This window comes from Flavobacterium polysaccharolyticum, from assembly GCF_038739875.1.
Lineage (GTDB): Bacteria > Bacteroidota > Bacteroidia > Flavobacteriales > Flavobacteriaceae > Flavobacterium > Flavobacterium polysaccharolyticum.
In genome coordinates, this window is record NZ_JBCGDP010000024.1 from 1 (window position 1) to 24,913 (window position 24,913).

Here is a 24,913-nt window from a genome sequence, read left to right on the forward strand (position 1 = left end):
CTGTAGTACTAGCTGTAACAACTCCCAAACAATTGTCGGTAGCCGTTGGTGGAGTAAGACTCGTAACACTACATTGTGCAGTAATCGTAGGAAGTGTAGCAACATCTGCAACAGGGGCTGTAGTATCTTCTACAGTGACTGTAGCTATTGATGAATTGACAATAGGACAGCTTCCGTTTTGAATTACTGCTCTAAATTGAGTAGTTTGGGTTAAGGAGCCTGGATTATATGTGCTACTTGTAGTAACAATATCATTCCATATAGAAAAAGGGCTAACAGAAGACTGCCATTTGACAACCGTTCCTGTTTGTCCAGTCAAGCTAAGTAAACCACTTGTTGCCCCTGAACAAATAGTAGAATCACCTCCAACGGAACCTCCAATAGTTGTTGGATCTAACAAAGTTATGGAAGTTGCTGCTGAGCCTGTACAACCTAAACTAGATATTGAAAAAGAGGTATAAGTACCTGATGACAAACCGGATAAGGTAAAAGCATTTGAGACAACATTAATATTTCCCGTAGTTGCTGTTCCGTCTTTAGAATAATTTAAGAGATAAAGGCCATTTGACAGATTGGTTGATGTAAATGCAATGCTACCATTTGTTCCTGAACAATTGGTAGGATTAGAGGCCGTACCCACCGTAAGAGAAATATCACACCCTGTACCTTGAATTGAGAAATTATAAGGATTATTATTACTATCATTGCTGGCTATGCTAACAGTTGCTGTCCTCAAGCCCGCTGCGGAGGGATTAAAACTAACTATAAAAGTGGTAACACCATTTGGAGCTACAGGGGAAATTGGTTGAGTAGTTACTGTAAAATCGGTTGCATTTACGCCACCTATAGTTACTTCGGGAGAACCTGTTAAATTTAGAGCCGCTCCTCCTTGATTTTCTATGGTAAATGTTCTGGTAATTGTTCCAGAGGCCACATCGGTAGAACCAAAATCAGTATGGTCTAGCGTAGATGGAGTATTGTCATTATTAGCAATAGAAATCATGTTGCCCTTGAGGTTGATTTCAGAATCACAACTGCCCCCTGTAATGTAATAATGCGGTGTGCAATTCACTCTTCGATTATTATAATCTTGTCCAAAAGGATAAGCTTTTCCTAATCCCCCTTCAATATTCAAATAAGAATCTGATGCTATAGTAGTATAAGTACCATTAGTGTACCGCACTCCAGCAGGTATAGTGCTATCATTATTAGTAATATAAAATGCGTAAGTCGTATTGGCCGGAATAGGGATACTTAAAGCAATGGGAATGGGTGTTTGATTATTAGTTCCTAAAGCAGTTACTGACGCACTTCCTGCTAATGTCCAAGCAGCACTGTTAGATTGCGAACCAACATATGTACCAGATTTGTAATAAATTTCAAAGATACCCGTACTAAAACCAATCATATTCATATCAAAACTGGTAATTGTAATTGGAGTTGCTCCAGTTACAATATTGAACATAACGCCTTTATTCGAGTTATCGCTGTTATATGGAGTAGAGAGAGAGAGATTACATTGTGCCTGAAGATTTAAAGCAATTAGTAAAAAGAAGAAGAAGAAGAAGTAGTTTTTTTTCATTTCGGTAGTTTGTTAATTGAATGACGATAAATACTTTTTAATCATTTTTTTTAGAACACCATTAGGTATATATATACATTTAATTAACTATTAAAATTACAATCATACGTTATTGTTTTGATTCTGTTATATAGCATTTTTTGCAAAAATAATAAACTAAAACTATCATACATCACTAATGTCACAAAGTCCATAAAAATAGGCATAAAACCATGTAATTAATGTTCATGAATATTACCATTCCTTATTGGTAAAAAATACTTTTAAAATTATTTTTTCAGTATGATTATTAATTTATCTTTTTTTTATAGTAAATTCAGATGCGATTCTTTGCTTGGTAGATTTAAAAAACTGCCTATGCAAAATAAAGTTAATCCCTAATAATTTTATAGCGTATTGTAAACTAACTTCATATCTACTAAAAAACCTTTTATACTCTACTACCTATATATCGATTCCTGAAACTTGCTGCATAAAAAAAGCTGCCCTTTTCGGACAGCCTCTTGGTTACACTCAGTCTATTATTACTATTATATTTGCTAATTCTCAGGTCTTCAATCAACCGAAAATTCTACTTCGGACATCATCTTCTTGACTATTCCGAAGTCTTGTATATTTATGCTTTCAAAATCAAGGATTTTTCTATTTTGAATCGCCGCTTTTCCTTATTAGTTTCTATAAAATGATTCTATCAACGGGCACTTAATTCTACCTTATTTTACTTGAAGCGTAACTTCAGCGGATTTTAACCAATTACTAGTACACTTTATTTTTATAGGTTCATTACCTTCCGTTGCCTGAATATAAGCTACCAAATGTCCGTGAAATGCTCTTTGAACATTGTCGGTATAATCGCCCATATCGCTGTTATTTCCAGCTTCTAATCCTAATAAAGTACCAGAACCGCTTATTGTACAAGTAATTTCGTTATCTGAAAGGATTACTGGGAATCCTTTCTCATCCACAACCTGCACTATCACTTTAGCAACGCCTCCTTTATTTATAGTGCTATTTTTTTCGTTAATCACTAAAGCATATGGCTGCTGTGAAGAAACTATAGCATATCGGCTTACTATTTTGTTATCATTACTAAGACCGATTGCTTCCAATTTACCAGAAGTGAAAGGAATATCCCAAAAAATAACACCTGTTTTTTCATCGTATTTTTTTTCTTCACCCACTAGTTTTCCGTTTAATTCCAATCGGGCTTTGGCAGCGTTAGTGTAGCAAACCACTCTTACCAATTGTCCGTCATTGTAATTATTCCAGATAGGCCAAGCGTCCTTAGAAAGTTCCTTTTCGTTATTGCTTATGTAAGTCCCAGCGTAAATCATTGGCTTGTCTGACCATAATGATTGACGAAAATAACCTCTAGGCTTAATAATTCCAGCCAGATCAACCAATCCAGAGTAGAATCCTCTGGATGGCCAAGCATTAGATTCTCCCAAATAATCAATACCTGTCCATAAAAACTGTCCAAAAATATGGTCATTGTTTTTTACGGCCAGCCATGGCTCCATATCATGAACATTCTCACTTCCAAAAATCACTCTGTTTGGGTATTTTTTATGATCAGAACCATATTTGCTTTCTGTATAATTGTATCCTGTAATGTCTAAAGCCCCAGGATATTCTGTTTCGTTAGACATAGCTACTCCTGCTAATCCAGCCGTTGTTGGGCGAGATGTATCATATTTTTTTACCGCTGCTACGAGACGTTTGGCAATTGCTCCAAGACGCATAGCATCTGGAGCCTCTTTTTTATAGCCTCCATAATTCGCTTGTCCGAAACCTTCTGTTCCTTTATCTAATACAGGATGTGAATAGGGGTCATTTGGATAATCAACTTCATTACCAATACTCCAGCCAAATACAGAAAGATGATTACGGTCACGGCGTACCATGTCCTCTAAATCTTTTTCGCCCCATTCAACAAATATATCATTAGAACCTTCAAACCCTGGGATTCCTTGATTCCAACCTGTTAACCATTTACGCTTAGGAAATTCCCATTCGTCGTAGGCTTCATTAAGGACTAAGATTCCCAATTCATCACAGAGTGTATAAAAATCAGGTGCCTGCGGATTGTGACTTGTACGAATAGCATTTACGCCTATTTGTTTCAAAGTTTCCAATCTTGTTTTCAATACCTCTCTAGGAACAGCAGATCCAAGCACTCCGGCGTCATGGTGTACACAAACTCCTTTCATTTTCATCCATTTGCCATTAAGAGCAAAACCTTTATTGGCATCAAAAGTAAATTTCCTAAAACCTGTAGCCGTAATTGTTTTATCAATTGGCTTTCCATCTTTTAAAACAATTGTTTTTAACTGATACAGATTTGGATGCTCTAAATCCCATAATTGAGGATTTTTTATACTTATTTTAGTTGCAATTTTATTTTCTTTGTTTGCTTCTACAACCACTTTTTGAGAACTTTTGGCTACTGTTTTTCCGTTGGTATCCAAAAGCTCATTGACAACCGTAAGATTTGTTTTTGAAGCTGAACCGTTTTCCAAAGCAACTTCCACATTCAAAATCCCAGTTCCATTGGTCACTTCTGGATAGGCATATACTCCCCATTGCCCAATATGTACTGGATTTGAATATACCACCCAAACATTTCTATAAATCCCCGAACCCGAATACCAGCGAGAATCAGCACTCTTACTGTGATCTACACGTACCGCAATACTATTGTTCTCGCCATATTTCACAAAAGGAGTTGCATCATAAGCAAAAGAGATATAGCCATTAGGACGTTTTCCTAAAGAATGCCCGTTGATAAAAACTTCACTTCGGTTGTAGACTCCTTCAAAATACAAATACACTTTTTCTCCTTTTTTATTTTGAGGAATATTTAAGGTTTTTCTATACCATCCAATACCACCTGGTAAATATCCTGTACAACTGGCCAAAGTTGGGCTCAATCTTCCCTCTACACTCCAATCATGAGGTACATTTACCAATTGCCACTTAGTATCATTGTAAGTTATGTTCTGCGCATTTGGAGCATCTTCAAGAGTAAACTTCCAATTGTCATTAATTTTTCTGGAATCTCCGAACGATATCTGGCAAAATGCCGATAAGCAGGAAAAAAGAAGCATTGGCAATGCAATTTTTTTAATAGTCATTGTGATTTATTTTAATTATTCATTCGTTTATGATGCAAAAGCTTTATTTTTTTGTAAAAAGCCTAGTAGAGAGTTTCTCTATTCCGTTAAAACATCATGTTTTTTTTTATGTAAAAGCTACTTTTTCAAAGGCTTATTTCCTTCGTGAGTAGGTGTTACCAAAAGGATAGCCCCATCTTTGTCAAACTCCATTTTATCAATACAGACTTCCCTGTTAAATCCTGCGGCATCCCCCATAGTAATTCCATTGGGATAATTGAAACGATGATATATGATATACCATTCATCTTTACCTGGAATCTGAAGGATTGAATTATGACCCGTTGCATAGATGCCAGCTTCTTTGTTTTTGGCTATAACCAAGTTGTTTTTGGGGATGGTAATTTTACCCGTTGGGGTATCGGAAATTCCATAACGCACGCGGTAATTTTCACTACGTGTATCGTCTTCTGACCATAAAAAATAATATTTTCCATTTCTAAAAAAGACCGTAGTTCCTTCACGAAACGTATCATCTGGAGTCATTACAGTAATCGATTCCGATTTTATCGAAATCATGTCGTCATTCAATTCTGCGCAAGCCATATAGCCGTTACCCCAATACAAATAATTCTTCCCTGTTTTTGGATCTGTAAACACCTCTGGATCTATTTGCTGTCCGCCTGACACCCCATTAGGTAATTTATCTACCAATGGTTTTCCTGAATCCACGAAAGGTCCTTCTGGCTTATTGGCAACAGCTACTCCAATTTTTTGTGCTGCAGTAAAATAGAAGTAATATTTAAAATCGTTACCAACTTTTTTCTCCATAATACAAGGAGCCCAGGCATTTCTATTTCCCCAAGGAACGTCTTTCTCGAGATCCAGAATAATTCCTTCATCAGTCCAATTCACCAAATCAGTGGAAGAGAATGTTTTGAAATACGTTCCAGACCAACCATCAAACCCATCACTGGTTGGGTAGATATAATATTTGGCTGTTTTTTCAGCATACATTATATCTGGATCGGCATAAAAACCGTCAAGTACAGGATTATTTGCGACTGAAGCGGAAACTGACCAAATTTCCGCAGGTCTACTTTCTATTGTAACCATATATTTCACAGCCCCTTTCGTAAAATCCTGAGCTGATTTGGGATCTATAGTAACACCAGGAAATTTTGTAAAATTTGGTTGGAATGCTGACAAATTGGTTCCCCATTTTACAGGCAAATGAACTTGTTTTGTATCACCATCCGCTTTGATATTAGTTTTCTTAACAACTGAAGCTTCAACACTAGTCAAAATATCTTTTGCAGTTCCCCATTTGCTTTCCAATCGAGCCAATTCATTTGCCGTTATTGGCATAACTGTTCCATGACGTGGATGGAAATTCATCGAAACTGTCTTGTCAATTACAGAGAAATTTTCAAAATCATTAGTTTTTGTAAACTGATATTTTCCTTTGGTATACAAATCATACATCAAAATGTAATCATTAGAATTATTCAATTTAAAAACACCAGCCCCTTCTACAGGATATTTGGTTTGCTGTATATATTTGTCTCTCAAAACATAGCCTTCAGTCAATTTATCCGATACGGCCACTTTTATACCTGCCCCTGATCCCTCGGTTTTGAAAAATAAATGGTATTTGTTGTTTTTATAAATAATTTCACCATCTATGCAGGCACCATTCGTTGGGCTAAAAAACAGCTGTTTTGGTTCGGTTTCCAAATCCGTAAAATCAGCATTGGCGTATGCATAATACATTTTGTCAATATCGTTTCCGTGTTGCATTGACCAATAAATCATATACTTTCCTTTTTGTACATCATATATTGTCTGCGGTGCCCAAACGCGTTTTAGATTTTCTTGGTTTGGATATTTTTTCTGAATATTGATAACAGCCGAACTCCAGTTTATCAAATCACTGGATTTTAATAAAACCATTGCTCTATTAGAATCCCAGCCTTTATCCGAAGTCATATCGGTGGCTACCATATAAAATGTTTTGCCATCTTCGCCACGCAGAATATGCGGGTCACGCACACCGCCAGTTGAACTTATTTGCTTCGAATCGATTACAGGCTGATTGTCATTTAATGCCCTAAAATTATACCCATCATTACTCACCGCAAAACGTATTGCCTCTTGATTCCCTGAATTACCAGTGAAATAGGCAAATAAATAGGCTTCTGTTTTTCTAATTGAACTCTTGGTTTCCGATTTAGGCAATTTCTTTTTCGTAAATTGTTGTGAATTGGCCGTTCCCAAAAAAGACAAAGCAACCACCAAAACAGCCAACTTAAAAATGCTTCTCTTTCGGCTTGATATTATTGAATTATAGTTCATATTTTTATAAGAAATCCGATTATATGCGATTTATTTCTATCCTACTTTATTGCAATTCACCAACAAAAGTGACAACTGATTTTGCTGGAATTTCAACGGCATCGATTTTCTGTATGTTGGCTCTTTTTAAATTAGCACTTTCGGAAGTAACATAGGGAGTCATCTCATTATTTTTTAGTGTCCCTTTTGTCAAATTAAAGGCATATTTCTGGTCTGACTTTCCACAATTTACCGCAACAACAACTAATTTTTTATTTGCCTTGTCTTTATAAGCCGTCAACATTACATCATTTGCTGCTGCCAATTCATCTTGATTAGGAACATCAATTCTGAGCATCCCAGGGCGTACGAACAATGAATAATTACCTAAAACCCAAAGCAGTTTTGAATCATGGAATTCACCGTCATTTCTAACATAATCAGGAGTTGTACCTCCTTTGCTTTTTCCATCATCGAGATAAATCAAGCCATCTTTATAATCCACTCTTGTAATTGATGTCCACCATTGCCATGAAGCCGCATTGGCAAGCGCAATATCATTGTGTATTAAGCGAGCTACAAACAAAGCTGTCTGCATTCCTAAATCTCGGCCACCTCCCGCTCCTCCTGGAATTTCAGCTTCTCCAGGATTCTCTAAAATACAATATTCCGACTGCCAATATTTTAAACCTGGATAGCGCTTCACATTTGCTGCAATCAATTTTCGGCTTAAAACCTGTTTGTCAATGGGCCAAGTTGTGAAATAACTGTGTGCTAAAATGGTATTTTTTACATTCGGTAATTTTGAAATATTGTTTTTTGAATTACCAAAAAAATAATCGATCTGGTTGTCGCGATTTTCACCATTTACATTTTCATACAAATAGTTGATTTGTCCTGCCTCGGCAATCACAATTTCGGTATTCATTTTTTTTGCTTTCAATTTTTCAGAAAGCGCTTTTGTCAAATCGTAAATTTCCTGATTAGTCGCCGGCGTTCCTTCCTGACTGTTTTTATCGCCATTATTGGCCATCCATTCCCATTGCGGTTCGTTTATTGGACTAACGTAATCAAACTTAATTCCCTCTTTTTTCTCTAATCCTTGAATACCTTGAACCAAGAAATCAGCAAACTTTGAAATTGCTCCTTCTTTCAAATTCAATTTATTCTTTTGAGTAGCAAAAGACAATCCATTGTTTGTCATATGTACAGGAGGACTGTTTGTAAAAATCAAATACTTCTCCACACCACGTTTTTTGGCAGCTTGCAAAAACCATCTTTGCCCTTCTTGTTTGGAGAAATCATACGTCCCGTCAGCGTTAAGAAAACATTCGCTTCGTCTCCATTCGTCAGAAACCTTACTGTTTTCACCTTGCTCAGTACTTCCTGCTCCGAGATTGAACCGCCAAATGGAAAGTCCAATTCCTTTTGGATTTCCTTGCGCATCAATTTCTTTGCTGAAAAGTAAATCGGCAATGGCGTTCTTCTTTTGTTCAGGCCAATTTTTCCCAATAAATTGGCATCGCCATGCATCCGACCCTCCAAAACCATCCATAGTCTGTACAATATGATCTAGACTAATTGTTGCATTTCTTTGTCCAAAAAACAACGAAGTCATCAACAATAAAAGTGGTATATATATTTTTTTCATACTAGATTAAAATAAAAGATAGTTAGTAGCTATCCACTGCAAAATAATGATTTGTTTTAGGGTTTTATGAGGGGCAAAATGGACAAATAAAGAGGTCAAATCCGTAATATCTCTTTTTTTGTATAAAAAATCTAAAAAAACATATCATGTCCAATGAATTGAACTTTTTATCATTAGCTACTCCTTACCATATGGTTTGCCTAAAAAATTTAGGCAAACCATTTTTTAATTTTATTTATAAGTCCCTACATAGGTCACCACTGATCTTGCCCCAATTTCAAAACTTGCGGCATCAACATCAGTTCCTTTTTTCAAACTTAGCGTTTCTGAAGTTGTATATGGCGTCAACTTATTGTTCGTTAAAGTTCCTCCAGATAGATTCAGTTTATAGGTTTTGGCAGTACTGCTAAAATTAACCGCAACGATCACTAGTTTTTTATTCGTCACATCTTTATAGGCCGTCAGCATTACATCTGTAAGAGCCGCTGCATTATTCAAACTTGGTATCTGAACTCTTACCATTCCGGGTTTTACGAAGAATGAAAAATTCCCCAAAGCCCAAAGTGTTTTGGACTCTCTAACATAGCCATCATTTTTGCAGTAATCTGCATTACCTGCTCCTTTGCTTGCGCCATCGTCAACGTGAATCAAACCGTCTTTGTAATCGCCTCGGCTTATCGCTGTCCACCACTGCCATGAAGTAACTCCACCAATAGCAATGTCTGTACTAACAATTCGAGCGGTCCAAAGGGCTAACTGCATCCCTAAATCTCTTCCTGCACCGCCTCCGCCTGATAATTCTGCCGTTCCTGGATTTTCAAGCACGCAATATTCTGAAGACCAAAGACTAAGCCCAGGAGCAATCAGTATTTTTGAAGCTGCTGCTTGTCTTGATGCAATAAGCGTACTCAAAGGCCAAGCTTGCCAATAACTGTGAGCCGATATTGTTTTCTTTACATTACTCATTCCAGCAATGTTTTTAGTAGCATTAGGTCCAAAGAAATAATCAATCTGATTCGATCTACTATTCGTACCACTCACTGTTTTGTACAATGGTTCGTATGCCCCGGCTTCGCCTATCACAATCTGGGCACTAAGTCCTTTTGCTTGTAATTTTGGAGATAAAGTAGCTACAAAACTGTACATATTAGCATTGGTAGCTGGAGAACCCTCCTGACTTGTTCCGTCCCACTCGTATTGTGGTTCGTTAAAAGGGCTGATATAATCAATGGTTAGACCATGTTCTATCTTCAATTTATCTATTGCATTGACCCAAAAATCAGCTAAATCAGGCATTTTGCCATCTTTTAGATTGTAAAACTCTTTGATACTTGCATGTGCTTTACCATTGCCAGTTAAATAAACAGGAGCACTATTGGTGAAAGCCAATAATTTTTCTACCCCACGCTCTCTAGCAGCTTTCATGAACCACACTTGTCCTGCTTGTTTACTCATGTCGTAGGTTACCCCGTCTGTGGTAAAACATTCGGTACGTCTCCACTCGTCTGTTATATCGCTTGCTTCTCCCTGCTCTGTACTTCCCGCTCCTAGATTGAAACGCCATAGGGACAATCCGATTCCTTTTGGATTTCCCTCTGTATCTACTCCTTTACTGAATAATAGATCCGCGATTTGATTTCTTTTCTCCAGAGGCCAGTTTTTTCCAATAAAATTACACTGCCAGGCATCAGATGCTCCAAAGCTTTCCATAGTCTGAAGGTTTTGGTCAAGATTTACATTCAAATCTCTTGCCGTTGAATTTACTGGCTTTGAATCATCTGTATTGTCAGATGAACTACAACTGATAAACGGAGTGCTGATTAAAAGCAAGCCTGCACATAGTAGGCTCGCTTTATAGTTTTTAATGCTATTCATATTAATACCCAGGATTTTGTTTGATTAAACCACCACTTAAATCTATTTCTAATTGAGGAATTGGCCATAGTAAATTTTTAGCAGGGCTAAAATTAATTCCTTTGTCTTGTGCTTCTTTTAGGTTAGTCGTTTCAAAAGGATCCGTAGAAGTCATGTTGTATTTCACAAAAGTTCCGTTAGGTCCCATCAAAGATTCTATAACTGGTCTTCCTGTACTTGGATCTTTTTCACGACGGATATCAAATAAACGCAAGCCTTCGAAAGCCAATTCTAAGCGACGTTCTTTGTAGATTTGTCTCAATAAATTTGGCCCTGCCAAACCTACTTTAGCGTCGAGTTTTACTCGGGCTCTGATCGTATTGATATCCGCCAAGGCACCTCCAGCATCCCCTAATTGATAAGCCGCTTCAGCTCTTGTCAAGTACATTTCAGCCAAACGGATCAACGGCACATTCAATGGCAAGTGACCGTCTTTTTTATCTAAGGCACGGCGTGTTGCAATTGGGATATAATATTTACGACAAATACGGCCTGATTTATTATCGTTCAAGCTGAATTTATGTGTTGGGTTTAATACCTCATCACCATAAGCTGCTTCTCCCCATTTTGTGATTGTGCTTCTGCGACGTATCACATCATTTTCTGAAAGATAAGCATTCTCTAGGTCGCTGGTTGGCATGCACCATCCCCAGCCATCGATAACATCTTTTGCATCATTGCTTGGGAAATTTTTCTTGTCCTCTCCTCTTGCTCCTGCAAAAGTTGGTAACATTGACCCTAAGCTCTTATCTTGTACAGAAGAAGACTGTGCTTCCAGAATTGATTCAACTCCGTTGTGATTGTTTACATTCCAAATGTTCAAAAAATCTGCTTCAAGAGCATAAGGGCCTTCACTAATCACTTTGTTTGAATATTGTTTTGCTTCTACCCATTTTTCCTGAAATAAAGATACACGAGCTAATAAAGCATAAGCAGCCCATTTGTTTACTCTTCCATTTCTGTTTACTTGAATCGTTTCTAATTTTGCAGCAGCTTCTTTAAGATCGGTCTCAATTTGTGCATAAACAGCAGCAGCAGGACTGCGCTCCAATTTCAAATCCGCAGTTCCAAGCGATGTTGTGTACAATGGCACCGCTCCAAAAAGATTCACTAATTCATAGTAACAATAAGCTCGAATAAATAATGATTCTCCAATATATTGATTCTTTTGTGTCTCAGAAAGTGGCGATACAGCCATTCTTTCTAAGCCAATATTGGCCGATTGAATGGTATAATAATGAGCCGTATAAATACTGTTCATCGATCCCATATTTTCAGGTGTAACAAGGTACTGAGCACAAGGTCTAAAAGCACCGCTATCCTGTCCAGTATTCCCCATCCAAGCATCATCTGTAGCTGTTTCATTTGTTAATCTTGGTGCCAATAATGCATACCAATCATTAGACAGCAACAATCTGTGCGTTAATTCATTGACATAATTTTCGCATTCCTGTACGGTTTGAAAATAGTTTTCTAGTGTTTGTGTTCCTCTTGCATCTTTTTCAATAAAATCTTCACAGGAAACTGTCAATACCGCCAATACTATTATCGATACTATTATTTTTTTCATAATTGTTTATTATTAAAATCCTACATTAACCCCCATCAAAATTGTTGGCTGCACTGGGTAATTCCATCCTCCAAATCCAGAGCCTAAAACCCCTCCGCCAACTTCAGGATCAACACCTGTATAGTTTGTCCATGTCCATAAATTTTGTCCTGACAAAGAAACTCTAAGTTTGTCAAGTCCAAATTGATTAAGGAAAGTATAGCCTACTTGAATATTTTTCATACGTACAAATGAACCATCTTCAACATATAAAGAAGAGAATTTGGTAAAGTTTTCGTTGTTATCATTTTTTGACAAACGCGGAACATAATTTGAAGTACCTTCTCCGTGCCAAGCCATATTTTCAAGTCCGCTTACTTTGTTTGTCAAACTTGCTCCATTATACAAATCAGCTATATTTTGATTGATCAATTCATTACCCACACTTGCATAAAAATTAGCCACGAGATCAAATCCTTTGTAAGCAAAATTCAAGTTTAGTCCCATTGTAAAATCAGCCCATGGAGAACCAATTTTTGTTCTGTCTTTATCATCCAGTTTACCGTCACCGTTCACATCTTTAAAGCGAATGTCTCCCGCTTGAGCATAAGGTTGTAATTTGGTTCCGTGTTCATCGGTATGTGCATTTAGTTCTGTTTGATTTTGGAAGAGACCGTCAGCAACATACCCGTAGTAGTATCCTGGCACTTCTCCTTCAACAGTCAAAGTTCTGTTACTTGATCCGTATAGTTTTTCTCCATCAATAGATAAAGCAACCATCTCCACATTCACCGTTGTGAATGTAAAATCAGCACCATATGAGAAGTCTCCTTTTTTATCTTTGTAAGATAAGATCAAATCAATACCATTCGATTTCATAGAACCTACGTTTGTCCAAATAGTTGAATATCCTGGAAATCCGCTATAGGTTGGAAATTGTTTTAAGAACAACATGTCTTTTGTTGTTTTTTCATAATATTCTATGGATCCCGATACTTTATTTTTCCAAAGTCCGAAATCAAGACCAAAGTTAATATCCTCAACGGTTTCCCATTTAATGTCCTTGTTTGCCATTGAAGAAGGATAAGAAGTATCTACAACTTCATTTCCAATAACATAATATCCTTGGCCAATGTTAGACTGGTACACTGAAGCTGGTAGATTTTGATTCCCTACTTTACCCCAACCCGCTCTTACTCTAAGATCATTAATTACGTCTTTGGTATTTTCCATAAAACCTTCGTTTGAAATTCTCCAAGAAGCTGATGCCGACGGGAAATTAGCCCATTTGTTATTAGCCATAAATTTTGAAGAACCGTCACGTCTGAAAGTACCTGTCAAATAATATTTACTGCCATAATTATAGGAAAGACGCGAAATATAGGACAATAAAGAACTTGACCAGCTGTTTCCACCACTGTTACGGTTTTTAGTAGCCGCATTTACCTCTCTCATCAAATCAGAGTTGTTTGGAACTCCTTCTCCATAGGCCCAAACATCATTACCGTTGTACTCCTCCATTGTAGCACCTACCATCAAAGAAGCATTGTGTTTTTCGGCAAATGATTTTGAATACGTTGCCGTAGTCTGCCAAGTCCAATCGTGATTCGTAGTGTTTCTTCTTTCCACACTATTGATTTCTGCTTTTTCGTGTGCCGCATCGATTACGAAATCTGGTCTAAAGATACTTTGTGTTTTATCCCCCACTTCAATAGAGCCCTGAGTTCGAAAAACCAGTCCTTTGATAGGTTCGTACTGCAAATATGAATTAGCATTCAAACTATACTGATCCGTATAATCATCATATCTCGCTACTGAGGCTACAGGATTCCATACATACGATGGAGAACGTGCATAAATGCTATACTCATTTTCTGTTCCGTTTAATTGATCTGCTGGTTTATAAATTGGCGTAATGGGATCAATTTTATCAAAATCAGCCCAGTTCCCCGGTGAACCCCAAGTTTCAAAACGTGGATTTAACGTGATTCCAAGAGAAATTTTATCAGAAAACTTAAAATCATTAGCAATTCTTGCAGTGATTCTATCCCATCCTCCAATTTTGTAAAAAGAGTCCGATTTATAATAGTTCAAACTCACGGCATAAGTGTTTTTTTCAGACCCTCCAGACACTCCGATAGACGTATTTCTTACTTCTGACGCTTTTTTGATTCCTGCATCCCACCAATTGGTCGTTTTACCTCTATATTGTTCTGGATTTGTCAAATACTCAGCATATCCAGCATTAGTATAGGCTTTATTAATAATATTAGCATAGCTTTCAGCATCGGCCATATTATAAGGATTATCCATTAACTGGAAACCACTACTCAAATCAACATTGAATCTAGGTTTTCCAATTTTTCCTTTTTTGGTTGTGATAAGAATAACACCATTTGAGGCTCGAGATCCATAAATAGCACTTGCAGAAGCATCTTTAAGCACATCCATTGATTCAATCTCATTGTTACTCAAAAAATTGATATTAGTTCCCATTGGAATACCATCTACTACATAAAGAGGATCGGTACTAAGGTTCACGGTAGAGATTCCACGAATCAATACTCTTGGCTGTGCGCCTGGCCCACCAGCTCCTGTAATTTGAACTCCAGCCACTTTACCTTGTAATGATTCGGTCGCGTTACCCACCGTCATTGTTTGGAGTTCTTTTCCTTTTATAGAAGAAATTGAAGTCGTTACATCTTTCTTTTTTACTGTTGCATACCCTACCACGACTACTTCATCTAAGTTTTGTCCCACTTGTTCTAAGACAACATCTAACGCTGTTCTATCGCCAACTGTAATTGTTTTGGTTGTAAAACCGATGAAAGAAAATTGAAGTTGTGCCTCTTTGTTGGGAACGACAATAGCATATTTTCCGTCATAATCAGTAGAAACAGAGGTTCCTGTGCCTTTCAGGATGATATTTGCACCTGGTATAGGTAAGGCACTTTTATCCTTAACCGTACCTTTCACTGTTATCTGAGCAAATGCTGTACAACTGCACAACACGGCTATAAATAACCCTATAAATTTATATTTCATATATGTTAATTTTTTATTATTAGCGGTCATATATGGTTTCGCCTTTTGTTTTGCATTTGCTCACACAAATTCGTTTTAAATGGCGATTTCATTTTCTGATATTTTGTTTATTACTATTATTGCTAGGCAATAAATCCTTATTTTTTGGTTATGAAAGCTCTCTCCAGTTCGGTATCTAGAATTACTTTGTACACTCCTGGAGCTGCAGGATACTTAGCGTTGCCATTATCCCCTGGAGACATCGTTGCAATACCATTTTTTATCAGTCTCCATGAAGGGCTCCACCATTGTCCAGTAAATGTTCCTTCCATCGTTCCAGTTAGTGTATATTCGCCAACTAATTGATATGGATTATCTGGATTGTTGGCTAAGTGTAATCCTGTTTGTGCCCATGCGTTCCAGGTATCCCAGTTAGCATCTTTGATACCGCCTCCACATATACTAACGAATGGTCTACGTTGTGCTTCATCATCATGCCATAGTCCGTTTGCCACATCTGCCCAAACTTTACTAGTCGGTGTATATTTTGTAACTGTATACGTTAGTGTATTTGGATTCACCTTAATTTTATAGTATCCTTTTGTAGGAAGGATAATTGGTGCAGAAGTAATATCATCTGTTAGGTTTCCTGAAGCATTCAAACCAAAACAGTGTGGGGCAAAATCAGACTCTTGACCTAAGAAATACACTTCTTTATTATTGGTATTTGCATAGTATTTGAATTCGAAATCCTGGCCGTTTTTGTCATGGAAATACATAGGAACCCCTACTGCATCAGTCGTCAGATTGGTACCTTTTGGCTGATCGCATAAATAAATAGCAGGATATTCATTGGTGGCCACTACATTAATATTTAATACTCCTGTGTTTGGTATAGCAAATTTATCTTTTGCCGTAATCGTCAAAACATAATTAGCGGCAGTTACTGGTAGTGCATAGGTTTTGTTAAAAGTATAGGATTGAGGCGAACCTGTTAGCTGTACCGTTTCATCAATACCTAAAGCCACGCATTTTACCTGAACAAAATCTATCCCTGAATTATCATTAACAATAAAATGCACTGGCATTTGATTACTTGTTGACAATAAAACAACTGCTCCTTCTTTTGGAGTAATCATGGCTATCGCTGGAGCATCAAACTCTCCGTCTAAACGCAGATTAATATCTTGATCCACTATGTTATTAGAAACGTCTGTTACTGTCAGTTTGATTTTAAAAGTTTCTGAAGTTCCTCTGTCGGCTGGGATTTCAAAGAAGTAACTCAAATCATAAGTTGTTACCAAAGGCTCCGTTGCAAAAGAGATTACTTTATCTAATGCGAGTTCTGGTATTTGAATCCGCACACTTCTTAATCCTAAATCATCTTTCAAAGCGGCTTTAATTTCAAATTTTCTGGTGGGAGCTCCATATATTTCTGTGGTAGCTACAGTAAGAATAGGTTTTTCTGAAGCTGGGAAATCATCTTTATTATCTTCACATCCCGTAAAGAAGAGTGTGAAAAAAGCAAGAAAAAATAAAAATTTAATTTTTTTCATTTCTTTAATTTTAAGGGTTATTTTTTCGGGTATTTATTTAAATACAAACAAAACGGATTGTTTTTGTCTGATTCACTAAAGCATATAATTATTTAGATGATACTTTTGTTTTTTGTGTTCGTTCATATTCAGTTAATAAGTTATCACTGTAAGGAAATTGTTCTTTGTTTTTTCTCATACGGTTCTTTTTAGGTTAATTATTAAGGTTTTGATTGTTTATAAGTGTTTTTTGGACATTTTTAATTTTTACGAAAAAAAATATTCGAAAGGACTATCAGACTAAGGATCAAACCAATATTCTTTTTTCCTTTGTGTTTTTTACTATTTCATCTTTTGATAGTACTTTAATTATCAATTTATGATTTATTATAGATTACGAAAACGTTTTATTGATTTGACTTTGCGGCTTCCTATAACTATTCTTTTACAAAATTTATTAAATTGATAATAATATAACGTTGTAGCAACTATAAGCGCAAAGTAATGATTAGTTGTAAAGTTTCAGGAGGGGTAAATTGGAAAAAAAAGGAGGGTAAAATTGCAATTACACAGTTTTTAGGTGATAAAAATACGAAATGACAAAAAATAACTACTATTTTATAAACGATGTGTAATTATTATTTTTTAGAACATTAAAAATTTTCCACGATATTAGAATTAAATTAAGAGTTAAGTCGACTTCCTATTGTTTCGCATCTTTAGTCTAAATCAAAAAATCCGCATAAGCATCAAAATATATGATATTCTTATACGGATTTTTTGATTTTAATATACCATTAAGTAATGAGAACAAAATATGTCATGTTTTTGCAAAGCCGCAAAGAAAGCCCTATTGACTGCGTCTTTGAACCTTTGCGAGAATACTGTTTAGTAAATTGTCAGTTAAATATTTTACAATCAAAATTGAAATAAAATATGATAATTTATATTGCTAACAACTTTGCGTTATCAGAAAAATAAAACACTATTTGATAGTATTCAAATCAGCATTAAAGGAGTTCTTGTATTTTTTGATGTATTCAGAAGGAGTCATTCCGAATAGCTTTACAAATTGCTGTCTGAAATATTTTGGATCTTCAAAACCCACCTCGGCACTTGCTTGGGCGATATTCATATTTTCAGTAAGCATTAGCATAGCAGCTCTTCGTATGCGAATGGATCGTATGAATGCATTTAGCGTTTGTCCAGAAATAATTTTAATTTTAGTATATAGTGTTCGATGACTCATCCCCATCTCGGCAGCAAAATTTTTAATAGAAAAATCATGTTTATGGATATTGGCTTCAATAATATCAATACATTTTTTAAGCATCTCTTGGTACTCTGCAGGAACTTTCTGTGTATTCTTTTTAAGCGTAATGCTATCCAAGAAATAGGTTCGTAAATTACTTCGACTTTTTAACAATGATTCCACACGAGCCACCAACAAATCGTCATCAAATGGTTTCGTAATGTAATCATCTGCCCCATCACTTATGCCTTGTAAATGCGTTTCGGGATTTTTTGATGCTGTTAATAATATTACCGGAATATGCGAAAGGCTACTATTTTCTTTTATTCGTCGACATAATTCAAGTCCGTCCATACCATCCATAGCAATATCGCTAATCACCAAATCTGGCATATATTTTTTTGTGCGTTTCAAGCCCTCCTCACCATTCTCTGCACTGTATATTATATACCTGTCTGAGAAAAGGCCAATCAAATAATTTCGTATGTCTGCATTATCATCAATAATCAGCAGCGTTCGTTTGTCAGTGAGCATTACTTTATGCCATTCGGTTTCAGATATTGTATTTGATGGAAGCTCCATACTTTCTTTGGTATCGTCTTCCATCAATTCTTCGACTAAAGGGCTCATTTTTGGTATAATTGTGCTAATTTGTACCTCTCCCAAATGGTCTTGGCCTTTTAAAAATCTTAATTTAAATACACTTCCCTCTCCCGGCTCACTTTTACAACTCACAGTTCCTTTATGCTTCTCCACAAAATACTTAACAATAAAAAGCCCTATTCCGAAGCCCGAGCTACCCCCTACAGGCGCTTTAGCCTTTACTTGCTTAAATTTTTCGAAGATCGTCTCCAAATCTGCTTTTGCAATTCCATTTCCAGTATCTGAAATTTCAATGATGGCATCCGTTTCTGTTTCTGTGAGCATCAGACCAATTTCTCCACCAACTGGAGTGTACTTAAAAGCATTTGATATCAAATTAAAAACTGATATCTCTATTTTTTCATAATCTCCAATTATTTTTATATTATCTTCTGGTATTTGAAAAGTATAATCAATATTTCTATCTTTTGCTTGATTCATAAAACAATGAAAGACCTCATAACATAGATCATTAACATTTACGACAGACAATCTCAGTTCGTCCGCATCATTTTCTGCTTTACGAAAAAGCAACAACTGATCTACTAAACTCAAAAGTCTCCTCGCATTCCGATGAGCAATGACTAGATCGCTTACAGTAGTACTATTTTCTTCATCCCTTTTTGTAATCGCTTTCTTCAGTGGGTTTATAATCATAGACAATGGCGTACGAAATTCATGCGATATATAAGTAAACATGGATGATTGTTTCTCTGCAATTTCTTTTTCTTTTATTCTTTCTAATTCTGCAATTTTTACTTTATACTTTAATATTTCTTTGTTTTCATTGTATTTGATGTACCCATAAATAATTCCCGCTCCAACCAGCAGATAGAAGGTATAGGCCCACCAACTTCTATACCATGGTGGTGAGACAATAATCGTAATTAAACGTTCCTCTTTATTCCATCCGCCCTTAAAATTGGTCGTTTTTACTTTAAATACATATTTTCCTTCTGTCAGTTTAGCATAATTAGCTTTTCTGTCTTGTCCCACATAATTCCATTGATCATCCCAACCGTCTAAAAAATAGGCATAATTAATTTTATCGGTATTATTATAATCTAGTGCTACAAATTCTATAGATAATGTAGTTTGATCGTAGGGCAAATCGATTTCTTTAATTTTACCAGAATCCCAGTCCGTAATCAGTTCATTTTTACTTTGTTCTATAGGCTGATTGTTTACATAAAAATCCGTCAGCAATACCTTATTGTTCTGATTAAATTGTTTAATATGTTCTGGAAAGAAAGAATTAAATCCATTTATCCCGCCAAAAAGAAATTCCCCAGTGGCCAATTTTAAACCAGCATTAAAACTGAATTGATTACTTTGCAACCCGTCGTTTACAGAAAAATTTCTAAATGTCCTGCTCTTTTTATCTAATCTACCAATGCCGTTATAAGTACTCATCCATAAATTTCCTTCCTTATCTTCTAGTATTCTTAAAATCGTATTAGACGGCAAACCATCATCTGTAGTAAGTCTTTTATACTTGTTGGTCTTTCTGTCCCATAACAAAAGCCCTCCTTCTTGAGTCCCTAGCCAAAGATTACGCTCTTTGTCCTCATGAATGCTTCTTATAGGATTTCCAATGGCAATTTTCTTGTATTTTCTTCTCTCTTTGTCAATTTCAAATAATGAGGTGTAATTGCCTCCCCAAAGTTTTCCATCACTTGTCTCGATAAGGCATTGTAAATTATCGATAGTTTTATCGTATACTACAAACGATTTTTTTATCTTATCGAATATGTATAAAACTCCCTCATTGGTAGCACTGGCCCAAATGTTTCCTTTAGAATCTTTATATACAAACCATATGTTTTTTTCAATTTGTTTGGTATATGGATTATAACATGAAAAATGGCTTATTGTATTCGTTACAGTATTAATTCGATTAACACCACCAGCCCAAGTTGATACCCAAATTGCATTAGTATTGTCTCTTATAATACTGGTAATAAAATTACTAGTGATTCTATGAGATGCATTGGCCGAGTTATTATAAACAACATAAGTATTTAATTTTCTGTTCCAATACTTTAAACCCGCTCCGTCCGTACCAATCCAAAGATTTTTTTTCTCATCTTCACAAAAAGAAAGTATAAAATTTTCGGCAGGCTCCTTAACTTTGGTATTGTATTTAATATGCTTAAAATATTTGGGACTATTACCAATCATGCTTATGCCCCCACGCAAAGTTCCAATCCACTTATTCCCGGCAAAATCTTCATATAGGCTCCATATCGAATTACTTTTTACAAATTGCTGCCCATTTACTAAATTAAAAGGAATCACTTTTTTAGTTTTATCGAATACTTTATAGATCCCACAACCATCTGTAGTGATCCACATTTCCTTTTTTTTATCGATGAGAATATTTGTAACCGTACAGTTATTTTTTAGACAATTACCCGAAAGTGAATTTGTCTTGACATTATATGCAAAGAGACCTTCGTCTGTTCCTAACCAAAGAATAGCATCTGAAGAAAGTTTCATACATTTTACTTCCAATGCTACTGATAAAACCCGTTCTAATTTGTTTGAATGATACTTATACTTACAAATACCTACATTTCTAACATATACCCAACAAACCGCATTTTTCGCATCATTTTCAAGTACCGTAGCGTTATAACTGTAAGCATCAGCTTTGGTATTAGATTGCTCTAGTGCTATCGATTTGCCTATTAATGATCCGTTTTCGTAGGCCAATACACCAAAATTTTGAGAAGCCACCAATACTATTTCTTCTGAAATCGACCGTATCTGGTGAATCACATCTTTCACTACATGCGTTTTGTTAGTAACTGAAATATATCGAAGAGGAATAAAAATAGACTCTTTTCTATCAAAAAAACAAGCTCCATTAGAACCTCCAACCCAAATGTTTTTTTTAGCATCACCCTCTACATTATAAATTGTATTGAACGACAAAGCATTTTTATCCTTAATCCTATTGCGATACACTTTAAAATTATATCCATCATATCGGTTCAAACCATCATAGGTTCCAAACCACATAAAGCCCTCTTTATCCTGATAAATTGTCGTAACAGAATTATTAGACAATCCATCGGAAATATCGAGAAACTTCACAGAAAATTCTTGGGAAAAACTAGTCAAAGAAAAGACTAATAAAACAAGATGTTGTACAAAATTTTTCAAGAAAATAATTTTAAAATTAGTGAATTGTATCAGGTGTGAAAAATACAATTATAATATAAAACTACCTCTAATAAAATAGTTATTGTACAAAATTAATTGAAGAGATTAATTACTCAAAGCCTTTTCCGAATCTATAATATAATTTAACACTAATCCAAAAGTGTCCGGAATTACAATATTATGAATTGATTTATTGTACGTACAGATGATCCTGAAATTATCTGAAAGATGAAATCCGGCCAGAACGTTTAGTGACTTAGAAGTTCTGTAGCCTCCGCCAAATTCTACTTTATTTTTGTAATTGATTAAAAGATTTAAATCGGCCTGAAATGGCGCTCCTTCTGCATATTTGAATAAAACACTAGGATTGACCAGGTCAAAGAACTAAGCGACCAATGGGTTAAAGACTATAATTACCACAGACCTCACCATACCTTGGAGGGAAGTAGTCCTATGACTTATAAAAAAAAAACAGTTGAAGGGCTTCGTTCTGCTCCGGCTACGCCTTCGCTTCACTCAGCCCTTCAACTGTAATAAACGGTAAAACATTGTTTGCTTTTAACTTGTACTAAAAATGGGAAGCTTACACAATAGTATTTTAGTTGCTTCTTTGGATGAACTTATAAAATTTAAGAGCCATGAATTCGTTTTTAGTTAGACTAAATTAATTACAACATTTCCATATTCAATAGTATTATCAAGCATTTTCTGATGTGCTAATGGTAATTCATCCCATGAAAATTCGCGAGATATAACGGGACGAATTTTTTTATCTTCAATAAGTTTATTTGCCTTATGCAATTCAAATAATGATGAGAAATGAGATCCCTGAATTCTTTTTTGGCGCATCCATACAAATGAAGCATCGAATGACATATTAAATCCTGATGTAGCCCCACAGAAAACAACCATACCACCTGATTTAACAACATAGGTACTTACTGGAAAAGTCTGAGATCCGATATGATCAAGAACAATATCAGGATTAACTTTCTTACCTAATATATTCCAAATTGCACTTCCAAATTTTCTAACCTCTTTTAAATATTCTTTATATTCTTCTTTTTTATTAATATCTGGTAAAGCTCCCCAACAATTAAATTTTTGCCTGTTAATATACCCCACAGCACCTAATTCCATGCATTTTTCTCCGCGCTCATCGCTGGAAGTAACTGCAACAGCATTTGCACCAGCTAATTTAATTAATTGAATTGCTGTTGCTCCCAAGCCTCCGCTTCCTCCCCATACCAATACATTAGTACCTGGCTTTAAATCGTTTGGCGCAAATCCGTATAGCATTCTCCAAACAGTAGCGTAAGTCAACATATATCCTCCAGCTTCAGCCCATGTTAAATGCTTTGGTTTCAGAAGCAATTGTTGTGCACGAACTTTTGTATACTGTGCAAAAGAACCGTACGGAGTTTCATATCCCCATATTTTTTGTGATTCACAAAGCATTGGATTGCCTCCATTACATTCTTGACATAATCCGCATGTTTGCCCACAGTGAACAATAACCTCATCGCCAATTTTAAATTTAAACTCTGGATTATTTTTTAATCCTTCTCCTATTTCCCATATGATACCAGAAGCATCACTCCCAGCTATGTGAAAATCTTTACCATGAAATGCTGTAGGTGACGCAGGCTCTCCTAATCCTGCCCATAGACCGTTGTAATTTACTCCTGCGGACATTACTCTGACCAGTACTTCATTAAATCCAAGTTTTGGAGTTGCAATAATTTCAAGTTGAAATGCTTTATCAGGAGTTCCATGATTTTCTGGTCGAATTACATAAGCATACATTAAGGCAGGTGTGTACCCCAATGGCGGGGTTTCATAAATTTCGTATAGATCCTTTAAAACTATTTCATTTTCAAGTTCAAGTGCTATTTTTTTCATAATTAAATTTGTTAACTTTTTATTTTACTTTGATCTTATAAGAAGTTTTCAAGAAAGTAAGGCTAAAATATTATATGTGATTCTTTGGCCTTTATCAGATCCCTCTTGGCGGTAATTGAACAGTACTTGTTGCCAATTTTAAAACTTTTTGTATGCCAAATACTATTTGCATAGGCTACATAACCTTTATCTATTTCAATTTCCGCAAGTGGAATTGACATTCCTTTCCCTATAGCTTTGATCACAGATTCTTTCTTGGTCCAGAATTCATAAAATTTATCTAATCCTTTTTCATTAATTTCTGCAAATTCACTGGATGAGAAAACGTTCTCAAACAAAGAATAATCTATTTCATTAATCTCCTCAATATCTATACCTATATCTTGTTTACTAAAAACACATACGACTGTGTTACCACTATGAGAAATATTAAAATTCAAATTGCTATCTACAACATATGGTTTCCCATAATTGTCTTTAATAATTTTATCAAATTGAAACGAATGATTACCTAATATATGGGATCCCATACACACCATTAATTTTCCAAATAAGCAATTGTATCTGTCATCTTCTCTTCTGTATCTAAGTACTTCCTGCCTGAATTTATGAGGTAAAAATTGCAAGTAATACTCGAGAATACCCTGATCGAAATTAGAATTACCTGAATACTGAAATAAATAATACTCATCTTCCTTTAAATCTATTTTCGGAACAGATTTAAAATCATTAAAAGCTAGGTAATGTGTAGAATTTTGCATAATACAATAAATGTGTATAAAAAATTTACAATGAGGTGTTTCATTATATATTTAGCATTAGACTTTACTAATATTTATTTTTTTGATTTCAATGACACTATGTATTATTGAATAACATGCTCAGTATTATTAAGTACAACTAACCAGAAGATACTATTTTAACTGTTTTATATTCCCTATGAATATCTACTGATCTTATCTAAATCAGTCCATTCAAAAACCTCTTAAAAGGTCAGAACTGATTCACTAACATTGAATGACCTTTTTTTATTTAACTTTATTTGCTCTAGAGGCATTATTAAACATTGCTACTCCCAAAGGACAAACTGAAACTTTTTTTGTAGTCGCCTCATATTCATTCGCTCCATAATTGATTAAATTTATTTTAAGTGCGCACTTTACTCCATTTTTGGTGCAATTGCATTTTATTTTACGATCTTTCATCTTTTTATTTTTTTTTCGTTATCGATCATGTTTTTAAAGAAT

14 protein-coding genes are annotated in these 24,913 nt (G+C 35.5%); 1 reads left to right on the forward strand and 13 read right to left on the reverse strand.

Annotation, left to right across the window (positions count from 1 at the left end; translation table 11 throughout):
• The 10 genes from WFZ86_RS17970 to WFZ86_RS18015 form a co-directional block, all read right to left on the reverse strand.
• A partial coding sequence (locus tag WFZ86_RS17970) for a choice-of-anchor D domain-containing protein (RefSeq protein ID WP_342693215.1) occupies positions 1-1,582 on the reverse strand: 1,582 nt, incomplete at its 3' end.
• A 713-nt stretch (positions 1,583-2,295) separates the two neighbouring features.
• Positions 2,296-4,716 carry a glycoside hydrolase family 2 TIM barrel-domain containing protein gene (locus WFZ86_RS17975; RefSeq protein ID WP_342693216.1) on the reverse strand — a complete coding sequence of 807 codons (2,421 nt, stop codon included), beginning with the start codon at positions 4,714-4,716 and terminating at the stop codon, positions 2,296-2,298.
• A gap of 117 nt (positions 4,717-4,833) precedes the next feature.
• Positions 4,834-7,050 carry a glycoside hydrolase family 43 protein gene (locus WFZ86_RS17980; RefSeq protein ID WP_342693217.1) on the reverse strand — a complete coding sequence of 739 codons (2,217 nt, stop codon included), beginning with the start codon at positions 7,048-7,050 and terminating at the stop codon, positions 4,834-4,836.
• A gap of 46 nt (positions 7,051-7,096) precedes the next feature.
• Positions 7,097-8,680 (reverse strand): glycoside hydrolase, encoded by a 1,584-nt coding sequence (locus WFZ86_RS17985; RefSeq protein WP_342693218.1) that lies wholly within the window; start codon positions 8,678-8,680, stop codon positions 7,097-7,099.
• 231 nt (positions 8,681-8,911) lie between these two features.
• The gene (locus tag WFZ86_RS17990) at positions 8,912-10,555 is read right to left on the reverse strand and encodes a glycoside hydrolase (RefSeq protein WP_342693219.1); all 1,644 of its coding nucleotides are present in this window, start codon (positions 10,553-10,555) and stop codon (positions 8,912-8,914) included.
• A 1-nt stretch (position 10,556) separates the two neighbouring features.
• A complete protein-coding gene (locus WFZ86_RS17995; RefSeq protein WP_342693220.1) occupies positions 10,557-12,164 on the reverse strand; it encodes a RagB/SusD family nutrient uptake outer membrane protein in 1,608 nt (535 codons plus the stop codon).
• Between the two features lie 12 nt (positions 12,165-12,176).
• Entirely contained in the window at positions 12,177-15,188 is a 3,012-nt protein-coding gene (locus tag WFZ86_RS18000; protein ID WP_342693221.1) for a SusC/RagA family TonB-linked outer membrane protein, read from the reverse strand.
• A gap of 137 nt (positions 15,189-15,325) precedes the next feature.
• On the reverse strand, positions 15,326-16,723 hold the full coding sequence (locus tag WFZ86_RS18005; RefSeq protein WP_342693222.1) for a cadherin repeat domain-containing protein: 1,398 nt from the start codon (positions 16,721-16,723) through the stop codon (positions 15,326-15,328).
• A gap of 964 nt (positions 16,724-17,687) precedes the next feature.
• Positions 17,688-21,764, reverse strand: coding sequence for a two-component regulator propeller domain-containing protein (locus WFZ86_RS18010; RefSeq protein ID WP_342693223.1), 4,077 nt, complete (start codon positions 21,762-21,764; stop codon positions 17,688-17,690).
• A 105-nt stretch (positions 21,765-21,869) separates the two neighbouring features.
• On the reverse strand, positions 21,870-22,139 hold the full coding sequence (locus WFZ86_RS18015; protein ID WP_342693240.1) for a type IX secretion system membrane protein PorP/SprF: 270 nt from the start codon (positions 22,137-22,139) through the stop codon (positions 21,870-21,872).
• Here WFZ86_RS18015 and WFZ86_RS20450 point away from each other — a divergent pair.
• Positions 22,131-22,298, forward strand: a complete 168-nt coding sequence (locus WFZ86_RS20450; RefSeq protein WP_425402887.1) for an integrase core domain-containing protein — start codon at positions 22,131-22,133, stop codon at positions 22,296-22,298. The two genes, WFZ86_RS18015 and WFZ86_RS20450, sit on opposite strands and share 9 nt — an antisense overlap.
• Before the next feature lie 120 nt (positions 22,299-22,418).
• Here the strand turns inward: WFZ86_RS20450 and ccrA are convergent, their stop codons facing one another.
• From ccrA to WFZ86_RS18030, 3 genes are all read right to left on the reverse strand, one after another.
• Positions 22,419-23,666: a crotonyl-CoA carboxylase/reductase gene (gene ccrA, locus WFZ86_RS18020; RefSeq protein ID WP_342693224.1), complete on the reverse strand. Its 1,248-nt coding sequence runs from the start codon at positions 23,664-23,666 to the stop codon at positions 22,419-22,421.
• Positions 23,667-23,728: 62 nt separating this feature from the next.
• Positions 23,729-24,427 carry a 4'-phosphopantetheinyl transferase family protein gene (locus tag WFZ86_RS18025; protein ID WP_342693225.1) on the reverse strand — a complete coding sequence of 233 codons (699 nt, stop codon included), beginning with the start codon at positions 24,425-24,427 and terminating at the stop codon, positions 23,729-23,731.
• A 267-nt stretch (positions 24,428-24,694) separates the two neighbouring features.
• The gene (locus tag WFZ86_RS18030; RefSeq protein ID WP_342693226.1) at positions 24,695-24,871 is read right to left on the reverse strand and encodes a hypothetical protein; all 177 of its coding nucleotides are present in this window, start codon (positions 24,869-24,871) and stop codon (positions 24,695-24,697) included.
• Between the last annotated feature and the right edge of the window lie 42 nt (positions 24,872-24,913).